The following is a 15997-nucleotide window of genomic DNA, read 5'->3' as shown; positions in this document are numbered from 1 at the left end:
TGAAGTCTTGAACGCCAAGCTTGGTTGAGGTCAAGCGCTCATGGAATGTCCGGCCCGTGGGGGTGCGGGCCGGGCACCGGACCCGCCCGGCCCTTCCGTTCCCCGTCGCGCGGAGGCGTCCGGTCCTCCAGGTCGAGCGGCTGCCCCTACAGGTCCGGCCGACCGGAGAGGCCCGGTCGCTCGCCCAGGCCAGGTCGCTCGCCCAGGTCCAGCCGGTCGGACAGTCCGGCCCCGGCGAAGGCGGCGATCAGCGTGTCACGGCCCTCGGTGAAGTGGGACCAGCTGTCGTGGTGCACCGGGACCACCCGGCGGGCGCCGAGTATCCCGGCGGCTTCGGCGGCCCGGACGCTGTCGAGGACGAGGAGCCCGCCGCCGAAGAGACCGGGGACCCGGGGGGCGCCGGCGAACAGGACGGCGGTGTCCACCGGGCCGAAGCGTTCGGCGACCTGCCGGACCGGGTCGAGCGAGGCGTTGTCGCCGCTCACATAGACCGTGGGCAGGCCGTCACCGGTCAGGACGAAGCCGACGACCTCACCGAGCACCGGCTCGACATCGGCGCGCTCACCGGGGCCGTGCACGGCGGGCACGCCCGTCACCGTGACCGTGCCGCCGCCGGGCCGGTCGAGCCGGACCGGTTCCCAGTCGGCCAGGCCCCTGGCCCGGCCACCCAGGCGCCGGGCGCCACCAGGGGTGGTGAGGGTCAGCGGCACATCGGCGAGGAACTTCCGGCCCGAGTGGTCGAGGTTGTCCGGGTGCTCGTCGTGCGACAGCAGGACGACGTCGACACGGCCGACCCCGGCCGGACCGGCCGCCGAAGGCGCCGTCTTGACCAGGGGCGGACCGCCCGGCACGGGGTACTCACCGGGCGCGTCGAAGGTGGGGTCGGTGAGGAAGCGCAGACCGCCGTGGTCGAACAGGGCGGTCGGACCGCCGAGGACACGGACGGGCATCGGCTCGGCGGGCGGGCGGGATGTGACCATGGGAAAGGCGACCTCACGGTTGAGGGGTGATTTATCCGTGATGAACGTAGCCGTCTCTCACGGATGGAGGCAACCCGTAACATGAGACGGATGAAGGAGACCCTGACCGGCGAGCCCGTACCCGCGCCCGCGCCCGGCGCGGACCGGTATCCCGCGCTCGACCTCGCCAACAGCGCCGTCACGCTGCCCGGCGGCCGGGCCCTCGACCTGCTCGCCACCCCCGCCGACGCCACCGGCTGGCTGACCGGACGCGACCTCGCCCCGGGCGGGTCGGACCTGCGGGAGCCGTGTGCCGCGCGGCTGCGGGCGTTGCGCGCGGAGATCCGCTCACTGCTCGCGTCGCGGGTCGGCGGCCACCCGGCGTCGACCGGGGCCCTCGCCGCCGTCAACGAGGCCCTCACCCGGGCTCCGGCGGCCTCCCTGCTGCACTGGGACCCCGTCCACGGCCCCTACCGCGCCGCCGCCCACCCCACCACCCAGCTCGTCGAGCACGCGCTCGCGGTGCTCGCCGCCGACGCGGCCGATCTGCTGACCGGTCCCGACGCGGAACGCCTCACCGCCTGTGGCTCCGCCCCGTGCGACCGGTATCTGCTGCGGCACGGGCGCCGCCACTGGTGCTCGACCCGGTGCGGCGATCGGGCCCGTGCCGCACGCGCCTACGCCCGGCGCGGGGGCCGGGGGCGGCGTGACCGGGAGACGGCGGAGGGCTGATCCGCCGTTCCTCCTGGCCCGGGTGCCCTGGGTTCCCTGTGCTGGGCGCACTTGTTCCTGGGCCGTTGCTCGTCGTTTTGCGCAGTTCCCTGCGGGTCGCCTTCGCTTGCGCTTCCCAGGTCTGTCCGGCGGGGCGCACTTCGTTCCTGTGCCGTCGTTCGGTGGTTTTGCGCAGTTCCTCGCGCCCCTGGATGCTGCCCCTTCGGGTTTGTTCGTCGGGTGCGGGTCTGCCCTCGTCTTTTGCGCAGTTCCCCGCGCCCCTTTGGGGCGCTCCCGGTGGGTTCTTCGGGTCGGTGCCGGTCGGGATTCTCCGTCCTCGCTCCAACGCGCTCGGTACGGACGTCCAGCGGATGTACTGGTGGCGTCGGAGTCTGCGGGCAGAGATTCCCGCCCACCCCCTTCGCTGAGTCCTGCGACTGCGCGAGGAGGGGGTTCCGCAAGCGACGACCCCGCACCCGACCGACAGCCTGAAGGGGCGCCCCCAAAGGGGCGCGGGGAACTGCGCAACCCACGAGCGACGGCACAGGAACAAGTTCGCCCAGCACAGGAGACCTCAAGGGCGCGGGGGACTGCGTGACCCGTCGTCGTGCTCGCGGTGGGCCTGACGTTCCTGGACGGCTTCGTGCCCGGCGGCAGCCGTCACGCACGGGACGGAGCGGGGTCAGAGCGTGAAGGAGGCGGTCACGGGCAGGTGGTCGCTGCCGGTGCCGGGCAGGGTCCCCGCGGAGAGCGGCCGGATTCCCCGCGCCAGGACGTGATCGATACGGGCCAGCGGGAATCCGGCGGGCCAGCTGAAGCCGAACCCGTCCCCCGCCACGTCCTGCGCGGAGGTGAGCCCGCGCAGCAGGGGGGCCAGCGCACGGTCGTCCGTCGTGCCGTTGAGGTCCCCGACGACCAGGACCCGCCCCGGGCGTTCGGCGGTGACGGCCCGGGCGAGCAGGCGTGCCGCGTCGTCCCGGCGGCCCGTGGTGAAGCCGTGGACCGGGGACACCCGCACCGACGCCAGATGGGCCACGAAGACGGTGAGCGGGCCCTTCGGGGTGGCGAGCGTGGCGCGCAGTGCGCGGGGCCACGGCATGATCTCCACCGGTTCGGCGCCGGTCATCGCGTACGTGCTCCAGAGGCCGACCCCGCCGTGGACGGTGTGGTGGGCGTAGCGGGCGGGCAGTGCGCGGTGGAACGTCTCCCGTGCCTCTGCGGCCAGTTCCTGGACGGCGATGACCTGGGCGCCGGTGTCCGCGAGCCTGCGGGCGGTGCCCGCGGGGTCCGGGTTGTCCTCACCGACGTTGTGGCTGACCACGATCAGCTCGCCACCCGATTCGCGTTTGTCGACGAGCGTGCCCCCGAACCGGACCGGCCAGGCCACCGCGACGAGCACGACCCCGAACAGGACGAGCGGGGCGCGACGGTACAGCCCGAACAGCGTCAGCGGGAGAAGCAAGGCCACCGTCCAGGGCAGGAAGGTCTCGACCAGGCTGCCGAGGTTCCCGAGGCTGTTGGGGAGGAGGGGGTGGGCGAACGGCAGCGCCGCGCAGAGGGCACCCGCGACGGCGAGCCAGGCGCCCCTCCACGGCCGTACGGACCATCGCCGTGCCCCGCGTGCCCCGATGCCCTCGGCGGGCGGTACGGGGCCCTCAGCGGGCGGCAGGGGGCCTGCGGCGGGCGGTAGGGGTGCGCCGGGGGGCGGTGTGCCGGGGACTCCTGGGGCGGGCGGTGGTCCGGTGGCGGCCGGGACGGACGCTGCGGGGGCGTTCGTGGGGAGGGCGGGGGCGTCGGTGGGGGGTGGTGTGCCTGTGGTCATCGTCGGACGCCCTGCCGGGCCGCGACGGCGAGCCGTTCGGTGGCGTCGAAGGCGGCCTGCATCCCCGTGGCCGGGGTGGTGTGGGGCAGCTGGTGCAGGACGACACCGAGGATCAGACCCGGTCGCGCGCCGCGTCCCGGCTCCGCGGCCCACATCAGGGCGCCTCCGGCGGGCGTGCTCGATCCGGTCTTGCCGCCCACGATCCCCGCGATGCCGAGCAGCCGGTTGGTGTTGGCGACGGTGCCCGTGGCTCCGCCGATGGTGCTCTCGCGGGTGGCGACGACGTCCCGGAAGACCGGGTCGCGCATGACCGCGCGGGCGAGCCGGAGCTGATCGTCGGAGGTGCTCGTGGTCGTCGGCTCGAAGCCGCTCGCGCCGGTGTAGGTGGTGCGGGTCATCCCGAGGTCCGCCGCGGCGCGGTTCATCCTCGTGACGAAGGCGCGCTCGCTGCCCGAGTCCCAGCGGGCGAGCAGCCGGGCGACGTTGTTCCCGGAGGGCAGCAGCAGCATCTCCAGCAGCTGGCGCTGGTTGAGCCGCTGGCCCGCCTCCACGCGTGCGGTCGACTCCGAGAGCGAGTGCGACTCGTCCTGTGCCCGCTGGTCGACCGTGACGGTCGGGCCGGGCTCGCCCGGCTTCAGCGGGTGGCGGGTGAGGACGACGTACGCGGTCATCACCTTGGTGACGCTGGCGATGGGCACCGGCTTCTGCTCACCGCTGCTCCCGGATCTGCCGCTGCCCGTGTCGGCCACGCTCGCCTGGCCGCCCATCGGCCACGGGAGCGCCAGCCTGCCGGTGGCCGGGCCGGGGGCGGCCGGCCCTGCGGGGTCCGCCCCGGCCCGGGTGGTGACGGCCCAGCCGCCGAGCAGGGTGAGGAGCAGCGCGGCGACCGCGCCCCACAGCACGGACGCGGGGACCCGCGCCGGTGGCCGGCGGCCGGGGAACGGACCGGGGTCGGACTGGACGCGCAAGGCTGCCTCCGGGGGACGGGTACGCGGTGGTGCGTACGTCGTCCACCCTCGGGAAGGGCTGTGTCCGCGTCGCGGAGACGGTTCGTCCGTCGCCGCTCGGACCTGTGTCCGCCGTGTATCAGTCCGGCGGCCGGTCCCCGTCGGGCAGGCGCAGCACGGCGACCGCGCCGCCGTCGGGGGCGTTGGCGAGTTCCAGGCTCGCGCCGATGACCCGGGCCTGGCCCACCGCGATGGTCAGCCCCAGACCGTGTCCGTGACCGCGTTCCGAGGCGCCGGTACGGAACCGTTGCGGCCCGTCCGCCAGCAGCGCGGCGGGAAAACCGGGGCCGTGGTCACGGACCACCACGGTCGGGCCGTCCACCCGGACCTCGACGCGTCCGCCGCCGTGGCGGTGCGCGTTGAGCACCAGGTTGGCGATGATGCGGTCGAGCCTGCGCGGGTCGGTCGAGACCTGCCGGTTGTCGACGACCGTCGTCAGGGCCGGCTCGCCGGTACGGGTCACCGACGCCTCCACGACGCTGCCGACGGGGACGAAACGCGCGTCGGACGCCTCGGCGCCCGCGTCCAGCCGGGATATCTCCAGCAGGTCCTCGACCAGTGCGCGCAAGACACTTACCCGGTCCCGTACGAGCTCGGTGGCCGGGCCGTCGGGCAGCAGTTCGGTGGAGGTGACCAGGCCCATCAGCGGGGTGCGCAGTTCATGGGCGACGTCTGCGGTGAACCGCTGTTCGTCGAGGAGCCGCTGCTGGAGGGACTGGGCCATCGAGTCGACGGCGGCCGCGATGCCGGTGACCTCGTCCCCGTCGTGCCCGACCTTCCCGGTGCGGGCGTCGAGTTCACCGTCGGCGATGCGCCGGGCGGTGCGTGCGACATGGCGGAGCCGTCTGCTGAGCAGTTCGGTGAGCAGGACGGACAGTGGGACGATCACCAGGAGGGTGGTACCGGAGACCTTGATGATGGTCCGGTCCAGGGCCGCCAGTTCCCGTTCCTCGGTGCCCATGTGCGTCGTGACGCCGAGGATCTCGCCGCCCCCGACGGGCTGCGCGGCCCACAGCCACGGGCCGTCGCGCTCTGTCTCGTCGTACCAGAACGCGATCCCGTTCTCGCTCCTCACCCGGCTCAGCAGTTCGGGCGGCATTTCCGCCTGGTCGTACTCGGTGCCCTCCGGCGGCACACCGCCGTTCCTGTGGTATTTGGCCACCGAGGATTCCAGTGACAACTCGGCCCGGCCATAGGCCTCCTTCTGGAAGCGGTTCGCGGTGGCCTGGTGCACCAGACCGCCGACGGCGAGCGCGACACCGCAGGACGCGGCGATCACCAGCGCGGCGATCTTCCACCGCAGCGATCTCCAGCTCCACAGCCCCGGTCCCCCGGCGAACGGGTGCCTTGCACCGGTCATGGTGAGCGCCGCATCTTGTAGCCGAAGCCGCGGACGGTCTCGACGCGTTCCGCGCCGATCTTCCGGCGCAGCCGCTGCACACACAGGTCGACGACCCGGCTGTCGCCGTCCCAGCCGTAGTCCCAGACGTTGCGCAGCAGTGTCTGGCGGTCGAGGACGATCCCGGGGTGCGCCGCGAACTCCAGCAGCAGCCGCAGTTCCGTGGGGGCGAGCGCGATCCGCTCCCCCGCCCGGAACACGTCCAGGCCGCGGGTGTCCACCGTGAGGTCGCCGAAGACGAGCCTGTCGCGGTCGGCCGGGGCCGTCGGCGACAGTTCCTCGGCGGGGTCCGGGGTGAAGGTGGTCCGGCGGAGCAGGGCGCGGATGCGTGCGACCAGGACCGGGGTGTCGACGGGCTTCACCACGTAGTCGTCGGCCCCCGCCTCCAGGCCCGACACCACGTCCAGGGAGTCACCGCGCGCGGACATCATCAGGATGGGGGCCTGGCTGGACTCCCGTACCCGGCGGCACAGGCCGATGCCGTCCAGCTCGGGCAGCATCACGTCCAGCAGCAGCAGGTCGGGGGTGTGCTCGCGGAACATCTCCAGCCCGGTGAGGCCGTCGGCGGCGGACAGCAGCCGGTAGCCGTAACGTTCCAGCGCCATGGAGACCGAGGTACGGATCACCTCGTCGTCCTCGACCAGCAGGATGACGGGCTCCCGCTCGGACGGCTCGGCACCGTGCCCGGCGTCCGTCTGCGCTTCTGTGCTCACTGCGGGCCTTCCCCACGTACGACGCCTGTCACCGGTCCTCCATCCTGCCCTGCCGGGCTTGTCGGCCGGACCGCCCGGCCCGCCGGGCCCACTGTGCGACAGCCACCCATCCGCCGTACGGAGACCGTGTATCGATCGTGAAGTGGCCGGATGACGGATGGCTCTGAGATTCCGGTCACAGGGCGGTCGTCACCGGGGCCGTGGCCGGGTCCTGGGGGCGCGTGGCGGCGGGGGACGGGGCGGGTCTCGCGCGGTGAGGCCGTGCGCCGGGTCAGGTCGTGCCGGGGGTCGTGGTGCGCTGCCAGGTCCAGGCGGCGATGCCGACCCGGTTGCGCACTTTGAGCTTCGCCTGGATGTTGGCGATGTGGGTCTTGGCCGTGCCTGCGGAGATGAACAGCTCGGTGGCGATCTCCGCGTTGGTGAGGCCGTCCGCCACCAGCCCGGCTATCTCCTCCTCGCGGGGCGTGAGGACGGACGGCGGCGGCACGGGCGGGGCCGGGGCGGTGGCGGCACGCTCCTTGAGGAGTCCGACGGTCAGCTGGGGGCTGATCAGCACATCGCCGGCCATCGCGGCCCGTACCCCCTCGATCAGCAGGCCGGGTCCCGAGCGTTTGAGGAGGAAGCCGCAGGCGCCGTCGCGCAGGGCGGTGCGGACGTGGTCGTCGTGGTCGAAGGTGGTGACGACGAGGACGCGCACCGGGTCGGTGACGCCGGGGCCCGCGAGCCGCCGGGTGACCTCCAGTCCGTCCAGGCCCGGCATCCGGATGTCCGCGACGACGAGATCGGGGCGCAGCGCGCGGGCCAGCGCGACGGCCGTGATCCCGTCCGCCGCCTCACCGACCACCGTCATGTCCGGCTGGGAGTCGAGGATCAGCCGGAATCCGCTGCGGACGTCGTCCTGGTCGTCCGCGAGCAGGATGCGGGTGGTGGGGGTGGTGGACGCGTTCATGTCGGGCCCTTCGGGTGCGGCGGGTCACGGGGACGGCCGGGGTGGTTCGGCGGGGACGCGCACGGCGGCGGGGAAGTCGGCGGTGAGCGCCCAGCCGCCGGTCCCGTGCGGACCGGCGTACAGGGTGCCGCCGAGGGCGCGGACGTGTTCCGTCAGGGCGGGGACACCGAGCCCGCCGGGGGTGCCCCGGCGCGGGAGCGGGGCGAGTGCCGTGCGGCCCCGGTCGTTGGTCACCCGCAGCCGGACCGTGGTGGCGGTGCGGGTGAGCCGGACGTCCACGCGGGTGGCCGCCGGGGCGTGCCGCCGGACGTTCGTCAGCGCCTCGACCACGACCCGGTACACCGCCGCGCCCGCCTCCCGGGACAGCGCGGCGGCCAGGTCCGGGGGCATCCGCAGCCGGGCCCGTGCCCCACCGGGCGAGGCGAAGTCGACGACGAGGGCGGGCAGCCGGTCGAGCCCGGGGAGCGGCTGTGCCGTCGTCCCGTCGTCGTGCAGCATCGCCACCGTCCGGTCCATCGCGGCCAGGGCGTTCAGCCCCGCCTTCTCGATGCGTTCCAGGGCGAGGGCCGCCTGGCCGGGATCGTGCGCGGCCACGAAGCGGGCCGCCTGTGCCTGGACGACGATGCCGCTGATGTCATGGGCCACGAAGTCGTGCAGGTCGCGGGAGAGCTGGAGCCGCTGGTCGCGCCGGGCCGCGGCCACCGCGTCGGCCCGGCGCCGGGCGAGCCGCCGCTGGTGGACACCGAACGCCGTCGCCACGAGCGCGGGCAGCAGCCAGAACACCACCGCCCCGGCGCGTTCCACCGGTCCTCCGCCGATCAGGACGGCGGGCCATACGGCCACCGCGAGGCAGGCCAGGGGCACCGCGGCCCGTCGTGCGCGGGGCGGCGACCAGCGGGTCACCGCGGCGATGAGCAGCAGCAGGGGGACGGCCTCCACGAGGCTCCACCACGCGCGGGCCGGCGCGGACACCCCGGTCAGGGGGTGACCGGCCGTCAGCGCCAGCGAGAGCAGCGCGCAGAGGGCGAGGGGGCGCGCCAGCCGGGTGCGGTGGGCGGGGCGCGCCAGGGCCAGGACGACGGTCGCGGTGGCCGCCAGCGCGGGCAGGGCGGGCAGGGCGGCCAGCGCGTGCCCCAACGCGTCCGTCGTGGCGACCGTCGCGCCCCACGGGACGGCTGTGGTGACGCTCGTCGTCATCGGCTCCCCCTGTCACCCGAGATCATCAGGGTACGAGGGAGAGGCTGTTGACACCCTCACCCGAACGGTGGAGAGCGGTCCGCGCCGGACGGAATTCCTGTGCCGATCGGCGGATGGGCGGGGGGACGGGGCAGGGGCGAGGCTGGTTCCTGTTCGGCGGACGGCGGTCCGGGTCCGGTCAGGTCGGGGTCCGGTCAGGTCCCTGTCGGGTCCGGTCGGGGTTCTTATGCGGGTCCCTGTCGGGTCCGGGTCCCTGCCGGTCCGGGTCGGGTCGGTTCCCGTCGGGTACCGGCGCCTCCGGGCACGTCACCGCCTCGTCACGTCTCATCTCATCGTCCAAGGGAGTTCCCCATGTCCGTCATCACCGCCCGTACCCTCGCCGCTGTCGGCGTCACCGCGCTGCTCGCCGGGTTCGCCGCCGTGGGCCCGCCGGCCGCCGCGTCGACCGCCGAGGCACGAGGTGCCGCGTCCCCGGCCACGGCCCCGTCCGTCGCCACGGCCGGCACCGCACACGAGAAGGCCGGGGTGGCGCGGGTGCGGGGTGCGGGGCGGATCGACTACGTGTACTCGCCCGACGACACGATCCGTTTCAGCGTGGACGCCGAGGCGGTGCCCTTCACCCGGCCGCTGCCCGGTGTCGAACTGCCGGGACTGCCGACGGACGCCCGGGGCACGGTGCGGATCTCGCACCACGTCAAGGCGACCGGCCGGACCGGCTGGTCCGTGGCCGATGTGGACTGTCTGGTGACCGGGGGCGGCACCGCCACCCTGACGGCGACCGTCCGTAAGTCGAACGTCACCGACCCGGGAACGCGGTTCGGTGTCAGCGTGCAGCAGGGGCGGCAGGGACAGCCGGACCGGCTCGGGTTCAGCTGGGGCGTGGTCAATGTGGCGGCCGACACCACGGGCGGGCTCAAGGCGTCCCCCGTGGGCAGTTGCATGGCCCCCGCCCCGTTCGCCCCGGTCACGGACGGCGGGTTCACGGTCAGGCACACCGAACTGCCGCTGCCCCCGGCCGGATCGGCGCGACCGGCCGCACCGCACTCCCGTCACCGCTGAGCGGGCCCGGCGGGCCGGGCGGACGAGCCGGACCGGTGCGGCCGGGAGCCGCCGGTGCGGGACGGTCCCGCCGCAGCGCCACCGGCTCGTACGGCGCCGCCGGCTCGTACCGCACACCGGCCCGTACCGCGATGCCACGGCTCGTACGGGGCGCTACGGGCGCGTGCGGCGCAATGGGCCCAGGGGCGGTATCGCGGGCCGGGGCGAGGCCGTCGGGCGGGGGGCCGGGATTCAGGTCAGCGCGTCGGCGACGACGGACGCCGCCTCCGCGATGAGCTTGTCGTCGTGGACGGCGTCCTTCTCGTCACGGCTCGACATGATCGCCATGACGATGGGGGTCCCGCCGGGGGGCCACACCACCGCGATGTCGTTGCGGGTGGCGTAGTGGCTCCCGGTGCCGGTCTTGTCCCCGACCGTCCAGCCCTCCGGCACCCCGGCCCTGATGAGCGCGTCGCCGGTGGTGTTGGTCCGCAGCCACTTCGTGAGCGTCGCGCGGTCGTCCTTGCCGAGGGCGTCCCCGAGGACGAACGCGCGCAGGCTGCCCGCGAGCGCCCGGGGCGTGCTCGTGTCCCGGGTCTCGCCCGGTGCCCAGCGGTTGAGTTCGGGCTCACGGCGCACCATCCGGGTGACGTCGTCCCCGACCTCCTCCAGTACCTCGTCCAGGCCCTCGGGGCCGTCCAGCTCGTCGAACAGCAGATTGGCGGCGGCGTTGTCGCTGTGGCGGACCGCCGCGTCGCACAGCGCGCTCAGGCTCATCCCGGTCCGGACGTGCTTCTCCGTCACCGGGGAGTGCGGGATCAGGTCGTCCTCGGAGTACTTGACCACCCGGTTCATCCCGCTCGGGGACTGCTCGCGGAGCACGGCTCCGGCGGCGAGGGCCTTGAACGTGGACGCGTAGGGGAACCGTTCGCGGTCGTTGTGGGCGATCTCGCGTCCGGAGCCGGTGTCGACGGCGTGGACACCCAGCCGGGCGTCGAACTTCCGCTCCAGCGCCTTGAGTTCGTCGGCGAACGGCTTCATGGCGGCCCCCGGGTCGCTCGCGCCGGCCGGTGCCGTCCGGTTCGGCTGGGCGGGCGGGGCCGAGGACTGCGGGGAGCCGCCCGGGCCGCAGGCCGTGAGCGGGACGAGGGACAGTGCGGCGAGCGCGGCGAGGGCGGCGCTGCGGGCACGGGTGCGCGGCATGGTCGAATCCTCCGGGGTGCCCCGGGCAGGGGCGCAGGGGGGACGGGGCGCCGGACGGCCCCGTCCCGGTGGGCGGTCACGGGACGCGGGACCACCCTCACCCCCGGCGGTCCATGCGGTCCAATACGCTTCCGCGCGGTTCCATGCCGATCCGGCATAGAGTGCGGACCGTGGATCTGGTGGGAGCGTGCCGCGCGTTCGTCAGTGTCAGCGATCACGGCGGGTTCACCGTCGGGGCGGCCGCGTCCCGGATGTCCCAGTCGGTGGCCAGCCGCCGGGTCGCGGCCCTGGAGGAGCACTTCGGTGAGCAGCTGTTCGAACGCGCCTCGCGGGGGGCCGTGCTGACCCCGTTCGGCCGCGACATGCTGCCGGTGGCCCGGCAGTTGGTGCGGGCGGCCGAGGTGCTGCTGCACGAGGCGGAGGCCGCCCGGCGTCGGCCGTGGCGGCTCGCGGTGCCGGGGATCTGCTCCACGGCCGGTCTGGCCCGGCTCGTCGCCGAGGCGCGCGGCCACGGGGTGACCCTCGATCTGCGGGCGGCCGGTCCGGCCCGGCGCAGGGAGCTGTTCCACGCCCAGCAGGTGCGGGCCGCGCTGCTCGCGGTGCCCTCGGACGAGGCGACCTGGTCCGTGCCGCTCGGGCTCGCCGGTGCCCTGGACCTGGGGGTCAACCGCGTCCATCTGGAGACACTGCGGGTCGGCCGGGCGTCCCCGGGTCCGGCCCGGCGGATCTGGGTCCAGCCGGAGGACGACGTACCGCACATCCGTGATCCGCTGGCCCGGCTGCGGGACGCGGTCGGGCTGCGGCCCGCGCAGCTCGTCACGGCGCCGGATCTGACGACCGCCGCGGCCGAGGTGCTCTGCGGTGGCGACCTGCTGCTGTGCTCCCCCGCGCAGGCCGGGGAACTCGCCCTTCGGTGGCGGCCCCTCGGCGGGATCACCGTCAGCCGGGGGTTCGCGCTGGCCGCGGCGGCGGACGGCCGGCCCGAGCGGATCGAGGCCCGGCTGGACGGCGCGATCGCCCGCTGTCTCGGCGTACCGGAAGGGACGGCGTGATGACGGGTACCGAGGGCTTGCTGGCCGACATGCGGCGGCAACTGCGGGACGGTGGACTGCGCGGCTGTCTGCTCGTCCGGGATCTGCGCTCCGGCGAGGAGGTGGGCATCGAGCCGGATGTCGCGCTGCCCGCCGCCTCCCTGGTCAAGGTCCCGCTCGCGCTGGCGACGGCGGAACGCGTCCGGCGCGGCGAGCTCGACGGGGCGACGGCGCTCGATGTGCCGCCCGGCCGGATCACCACGCCCGGCCCCACCGGGCTGAGCCGCTTCCGTCATCCCGCGCGGATCGCGATCGACGATCTGCTGTACCTGAGCACCTGTGTGAGCGACGGGTCGGCCGCGGACGCCCTGTTCGGGCTGACCCCGCCCGCCCGGGTCACCGCCCTGCTCCAGGAGTGCGGGGTGGACGGCATCACCGTCCGGCACAGCGTGAGCGAGCTGTCCGACACCCCCGTGGAACGCTTCGACGCCGACGGGGCGCATCTCGCGCACGCCCTCGCCATCGACTCGGGCACCGGCGGACGCGGCCACCGGGTCCCGCAGCTCGACACCACCCGCGCCAGCACCGGTACCGCCCGCAGCTGGGTCGGGCTGCTCCAGGCCCTGTGGACACCGTCGCCGGTCCATCCGGAGGTGGCCGGGCGGGTGCGCGGGCTGATGGCGCACAACGTGCTCCGGCACCGGCTCGCCCCGGACTTCGACTCCGACGCGGCCACCTGGTCGTCGAAGACGGGGACGCTGCTCAACCTCCGTCATGAGATCGGTGTCGTCGAGCACGCGGACGGTCAGGCGTTCGCCGTGGCCGCCCTCACCGAGTCACTGGTCCCGGCCGCCACCCAGCCGGGCGCGGACGCGCTCATGGCACACGTCGCCCGCACCCTGCGCGATCACCTCCGCCAGCTCTGAGCGGCCACGCTAGAGGTACGGGTACGGGCGCCGTCGACCGGGCGGTGCCGTTCACCACGCCCCGCCGTTCGGCACACCCCCACCGCACCCCGCCCGTTCACCGCGTCCCGTCGTTCAGCGCGCGGCGTCGAACAGCGCCTCCGCGTCGTCCAGGACCCGGGCGAGGGCGCCGGGTTCCGGGCGCAGCGCGGCCACCAGCGGGTCGACGCCCCGCAGGCCCGCCCGTTCCAGCAGCCGCTTCTCGTTGGTCACCCACTCGCCGCGGGCCGCCAGCACCGCGTGTGCCGTCTGGGCGGCGGCGGTGGCCAGGGCGCCCGCGACCTCGGTGGCCCGGCCGTGGGGGACATGGGCGCCGCGCGCGTACCCGAGCGTGCCGGCCGCCCGGCCCCGCCATACCGGTGGGGCCGCCTCCCGGAGCGCCGCCGGGTAGCCGGGCCGGGGCAGGGTGCCCCGCAGGACCTGGTTCACGGCGAGTTCGGCGACGACCAGATAGCTGGGGATGCCCGCGAGGTGGAACATCAGCGGTTCCCAGTGGAAGCGGCCCTGGCGGGCCTCGGCGAGTTCGTGCTCGACGGAGTCGAGGTCCCGGTAGTGGACATCGACCTGGCGGCCGTCGATCGTGAGCCAGGCACCGCCGTTGAAGACTCCGCCGCCCCAGTCGCCGATCCCGCAGACCTCGCCGTCCCAGCCGACGGCGCGCAGTTCGGCCGGATCGAAGCGGCCCCGGTAGTAGACGGCGAGGTCCCAGTCGCTGCCGGCGGTGTGGGTTCCCTGGGCGCGGGAGCCGCCGAGGGCGACGGCGTGCACGGCGGTCAGTGCGGCGAGGCGGTCGGCGATGTCGTCGAGGAAGAGTGCGTCGGTCATAGGGGATTCCGATCGGGCGCGGTGGGCGAAGGGCGCGCGGGCACGGGGGCGGGACGCCGGAGCGGTAGGGCTCGGACGGCGTCGCACGGACCGGTGTGCCGGGGTCATCGCTTCATGTCGGGCACCCTACCCGCCCCCGCGACGACGGACCGGCGGCCTTCGCGCGGCGCCCGCGAGGTGGTCGGTTCCGCGGCGCCCGCGGGGGCCGGTTCCGCCGTGCCTCGCACCACCTAGACTCCCGGCCATGGACGACTCGGCGCGTATGTGGATCACCGCGGTTCCGCCCTTCGGCCCGGACGACACCGGGGTGCTGCTCGCCCTGGACCACGACTCCCAGGACCCCGGCGAACTGACGGCCCTGGCACTGCTGGACCGCGGCCACGAGGGCGAGGAAGGGGTGTTCTATCTGCTGCCGTTCGACCTCGCGGCCCGCTACGAACGCGTCGGTGACCGGCTCGCGGTCAGGATCACGGCGTCCCGTGAGGTGCTCGCGGACGAACCGGCCGGTGGCCGTGGTCCCGGCGGCCCGTCGGCCGGACTCCCCCCGGACGCGGACGACGCGGACCGGGTCACCTTGCTGCGCCGTGAGCTGGTGACGGATTTCGTGCCGTCCGGGCCGGACGGCGAGAAGCAAGGGGTGCTGCTCATCGATCACCCGGGTCCGGCGTCCCTCCCGGAGCTGTTCGCGCGGTTCGAGCGGGGCGAGTCGGGATTCGCCGTCCTCAACGCGAGCTGAGCGGGGGCGCGTACGCGGAACACCCCGTGCACGGGAACATCGCCACGCACGGGCAACCCCACGCATGGCGGCATACGCGTACGCGCGACTTCGCCGTGCCCGGGACAGTCGTCCGAATTCCGCATTCCATGACGGCCACCACGCGAAATATGGTTTCCTTGCAGAAACCATTCGATCGTGAGGACGCCATGTGGAATTATGAGCACAGCATCACCACCAGTGCGGCGGCGGAAGCCATTTGGGCCTACTACGAGGACCCGGCCCGCTGGCCGGAATGGGACCCGGAGATCAAGGAACTGACGCTGGACCGGCCCTTCGGCGCCGGGGCGAGCGGCTTCCTGCATCTGCACGACCTGCCCCCGGCACCCCTCGCGGTCACCGAGGTGCAGCCGCCCACGGACTTCCGTACCGAGACCGGGATGCCGGACGGGACGGTCATCGGCTTCACACACCGGCTGCGCGCGGAGACCGGCGGGCGGGTACGCATCACGCACGGGGTCCAGATCGCGGGCCCGTCAGCGGGTGCGGAGCTCGGAGCGCTGCTCACGGCGGGCGTACCGGACGCGATGCGTCGGCTCGCCGATGTCGCGGAGGCCGACGCCGGGTAGCCGGTCACCGGCCGCCCTTCACCCGTCGCGCGCCCCGGGTGACCGGTCACCACCGGCCGCCGGTCACGGGTCACGGGTCGCCGCCAGGAAGCGATCCGCGCCCGGGCGGGGCGGCCGCAGCACTCCCCGGGCCGACACCCGCTCCGCCGATAAGATTTCCCAAAAGAAATCGCCTTGAGGTAATCACCGAATGCGGTTCGACCGGCCGGGCGTTGGCCGAAATCGGAACAGCCTGCGGTAAAGTGCGTTCCTCAGTGAATTGAAGGCGGGGGTGCGGCGGCCGGGCACCCCGCGGAAGTGGAGTGCCGCGGTGACCGGACCCGAGACCGTACCGCCCCCGGCGCGGGGCGCCCCGAGTCTGGAGGACGCGCTGTCCTCGCTCCAGTGCGTCCTGGTCGCCCGGCGCGCCGGCAGCGGCCCAAAGCCGATCAACTGGCAGCAGTACGACGTGCTGGAGATCCTGCGCGTCCGCGGCCCCATGACCCCCTCACTGCTCAGCGGGTCGCTCGGGGTGTCCCGGCAGACCGTCTCCAAGTCGCTGCGGGTGGTGAAGGATCTGGGGCTGGTCGTACAGGCGGCGCTCGGCGAGGACAGACGTGAGCAGACGACGTCCCTGACCCGTGCCGGTCATGTCTTCCTCGCCCGCAACGCGCGCGGTCGCCGGGAGAACGCGCGGGCGGCGATGTCGGTACTGGACCCCGACGAGCGGGAGGCGTTCGCACGGATGTGCCAGAAGGCGGCCGACGCCATCAAGGAGTTGCTGCCCGAGCAGCCGCCACAACGGCACTGAGCTGGGCCGATCCACCGACGCGCGCCGGAGCGCGAGGCGCGGCC

At 74.2% G+C, this 15997-nt stretch carries 16 protein-coding genes; 7 read left to right on the top strand and 9 right to left on the bottom strand.

Features of this window, described 5'->3' with window-relative positions:
• Positions 1-146: 146 nt before the first annotated feature.
• The gene (locus AB852_RS19250; RefSeq protein ID WP_073789947.1) at positions 147-980 is read right to left on the bottom strand and encodes an MBL fold metallo-hydrolase; all 834 of its coding nucleotides are present in this window, start codon (positions 978-980) and stop codon (positions 147-149) included.
• Between the two features lie 90 nt (positions 981-1070).
• Here AB852_RS19250 and AB852_RS19245 point away from each other — a divergent pair, with 90 nt between their 5' ends.
• Positions 1071-1691, top strand: a complete 621-nt coding sequence (locus tag AB852_RS19245) for an ABATE domain-containing protein (protein WP_073789944.1) — start codon at positions 1071-1073, stop codon at positions 1689-1691.
• Positions 1692-2352: 661 nt separating this feature from the next.
• Here AB852_RS19245 and AB852_RS19240 read toward each other — a convergent pair.
• The 6 genes from AB852_RS19240 to AB852_RS19215 all read right to left on the bottom strand — a co-directional run bounded on the left by AB852_RS19240 (position 2353) and on the right by AB852_RS19215 (position 8757).
• On the bottom strand, positions 2353-3492 hold the full coding sequence (locus AB852_RS19240) for an endonuclease/exonuclease/phosphatase family protein (protein ID WP_079184766.1): 1140 nt from the start codon (positions 3490-3492) through the stop codon (positions 2353-2355).
• Entirely contained in the window at positions 3489-4460 is a 972-nt protein-coding gene (locus tag AB852_RS19235) for a D-alanyl-D-alanine carboxypeptidase family protein (RefSeq protein WP_079184765.1), read from the bottom strand. The genes AB852_RS19240 and AB852_RS19235 overlap by 4 nt, the downstream gene beginning before the upstream one ends.
• A 118-nt stretch (positions 4461-4578) precedes the next feature.
• Positions 4579-5859, bottom strand: a complete 1281-nt coding sequence (locus AB852_RS19230) for a sensor histidine kinase (RefSeq protein WP_073789942.1) — start codon at positions 5857-5859, stop codon at positions 4579-4581.
• Positions 5856-6503, bottom strand: coding sequence for a two-component system response regulator CseB (gene cseB / locus AB852_RS19225; RefSeq protein WP_245876855.1), 648 nt, complete (start codon positions 6501-6503; stop codon positions 5856-5858). The genes AB852_RS19230 and cseB overlap by 4 nt, the downstream gene beginning before the upstream one ends.
• Before the next feature lie 379 nt (positions 6504-6882).
• Positions 6883-7560, bottom strand: a complete 678-nt coding sequence (locus AB852_RS19220; protein WP_073789939.1) for a response regulator — start codon at positions 7558-7560, stop codon at positions 6883-6885.
• Between the two features lie 24 nt (positions 7561-7584).
• A complete protein-coding gene (locus AB852_RS19215) occupies positions 7585-8757 on the bottom strand; it encodes a sensor histidine kinase (RefSeq protein WP_079184763.1) in 1173 nt (390 codons plus the stop codon).
• A 351-nt stretch (positions 8758-9108) separates the two neighbouring features.
• Here AB852_RS19215 and AB852_RS19210 point away from each other — a divergent pair, with 351 nt between their 5' ends.
• Positions 9109-9816: a hypothetical protein gene (locus AB852_RS19210; RefSeq protein ID WP_073789937.1), complete on the top strand. Its 708-nt coding sequence runs from the start codon at positions 9109-9111 to the stop codon at positions 9814-9816.
• 231 nt (positions 9817-10047) lie between these two features.
• Here AB852_RS19210 and bla read toward each other — a convergent pair whose 3' ends face one another.
• The gene (gene bla / locus AB852_RS19205; protein WP_073789935.1) at positions 10048-10998 is read right to left on the bottom strand and encodes a class A beta-lactamase; all 951 of its coding nucleotides are present in this window, start codon (positions 10996-10998) and stop codon (positions 10048-10050) included.
• Between the two features lie 170 nt (positions 10999-11168).
• Here bla and AB852_RS19200 point away from each other — a divergent pair, with 170 nt between their 5' ends.
• Positions 11169-12050 (top strand): LysR family transcriptional regulator, encoded by an 882-nt coding sequence (locus AB852_RS19200; RefSeq protein ID WP_245876834.1) that lies wholly within the window; start codon positions 11169-11171, stop codon positions 12048-12050.
• Positions 12050-12955, top strand: coding sequence for a serine hydrolase (locus AB852_RS19195; RefSeq protein ID WP_178391062.1), 906 nt, complete (start codon positions 12050-12052; stop codon positions 12953-12955). The genes AB852_RS19200 and AB852_RS19195 overlap by 1 nt, the downstream gene beginning before the upstream one ends.
• A gap of 114 nt (positions 12956-13069) precedes the next feature.
• Here the strand turns inward: AB852_RS19195 and AB852_RS19190 are convergent, their stop codons facing one another.
• Positions 13070-13819, bottom strand: a complete 750-nt coding sequence (locus AB852_RS19190) for a nucleotidyltransferase domain-containing protein (protein WP_073789928.1) — start codon at positions 13817-13819, stop codon at positions 13070-13072.
• Between the two features lie 244 nt (positions 13820-14063).
• Here AB852_RS19190 and AB852_RS19185 point away from each other — a divergent pair, with 244 nt between their 5' ends.
• From AB852_RS19185 to AB852_RS19175, 3 genes are all read left to right on the top strand, one after another.
• A complete protein-coding gene (locus AB852_RS19185; protein WP_073789926.1) occupies positions 14064-14555 on the top strand; it encodes a hypothetical protein in 492 nt (163 codons plus the stop codon).
• Positions 14556-14713: 158 nt separating this feature from the next.
• Positions 14714-15163: an SRPBCC family protein gene (locus tag AB852_RS19180; protein WP_178391061.1), complete on the top strand. Its 450-nt coding sequence runs from the start codon at positions 14714-14716 to the stop codon at positions 15161-15163.
• 310 nt (positions 15164-15473) lie between these two features.
• On the top strand, positions 15474-15953 hold the full coding sequence (locus AB852_RS19175; protein WP_073790500.1) for a MarR family winged helix-turn-helix transcriptional regulator: 480 nt from the start codon (positions 15474-15476) through the stop codon (positions 15951-15953).
• Positions 15954-15997: the final 44 nt, after the last annotated feature.

Origin of the sequence: Streptomyces uncialis (assembly GCF_001905345.1) — a bacterium.
Lineage (GTDB): Bacteria > Actinomycetota > Actinomycetes > Streptomycetales > Streptomycetaceae > Streptomyces > Streptomyces uncialis.
This window is presented reverse-complemented; position numbering and strand designations above follow the sequence as displayed.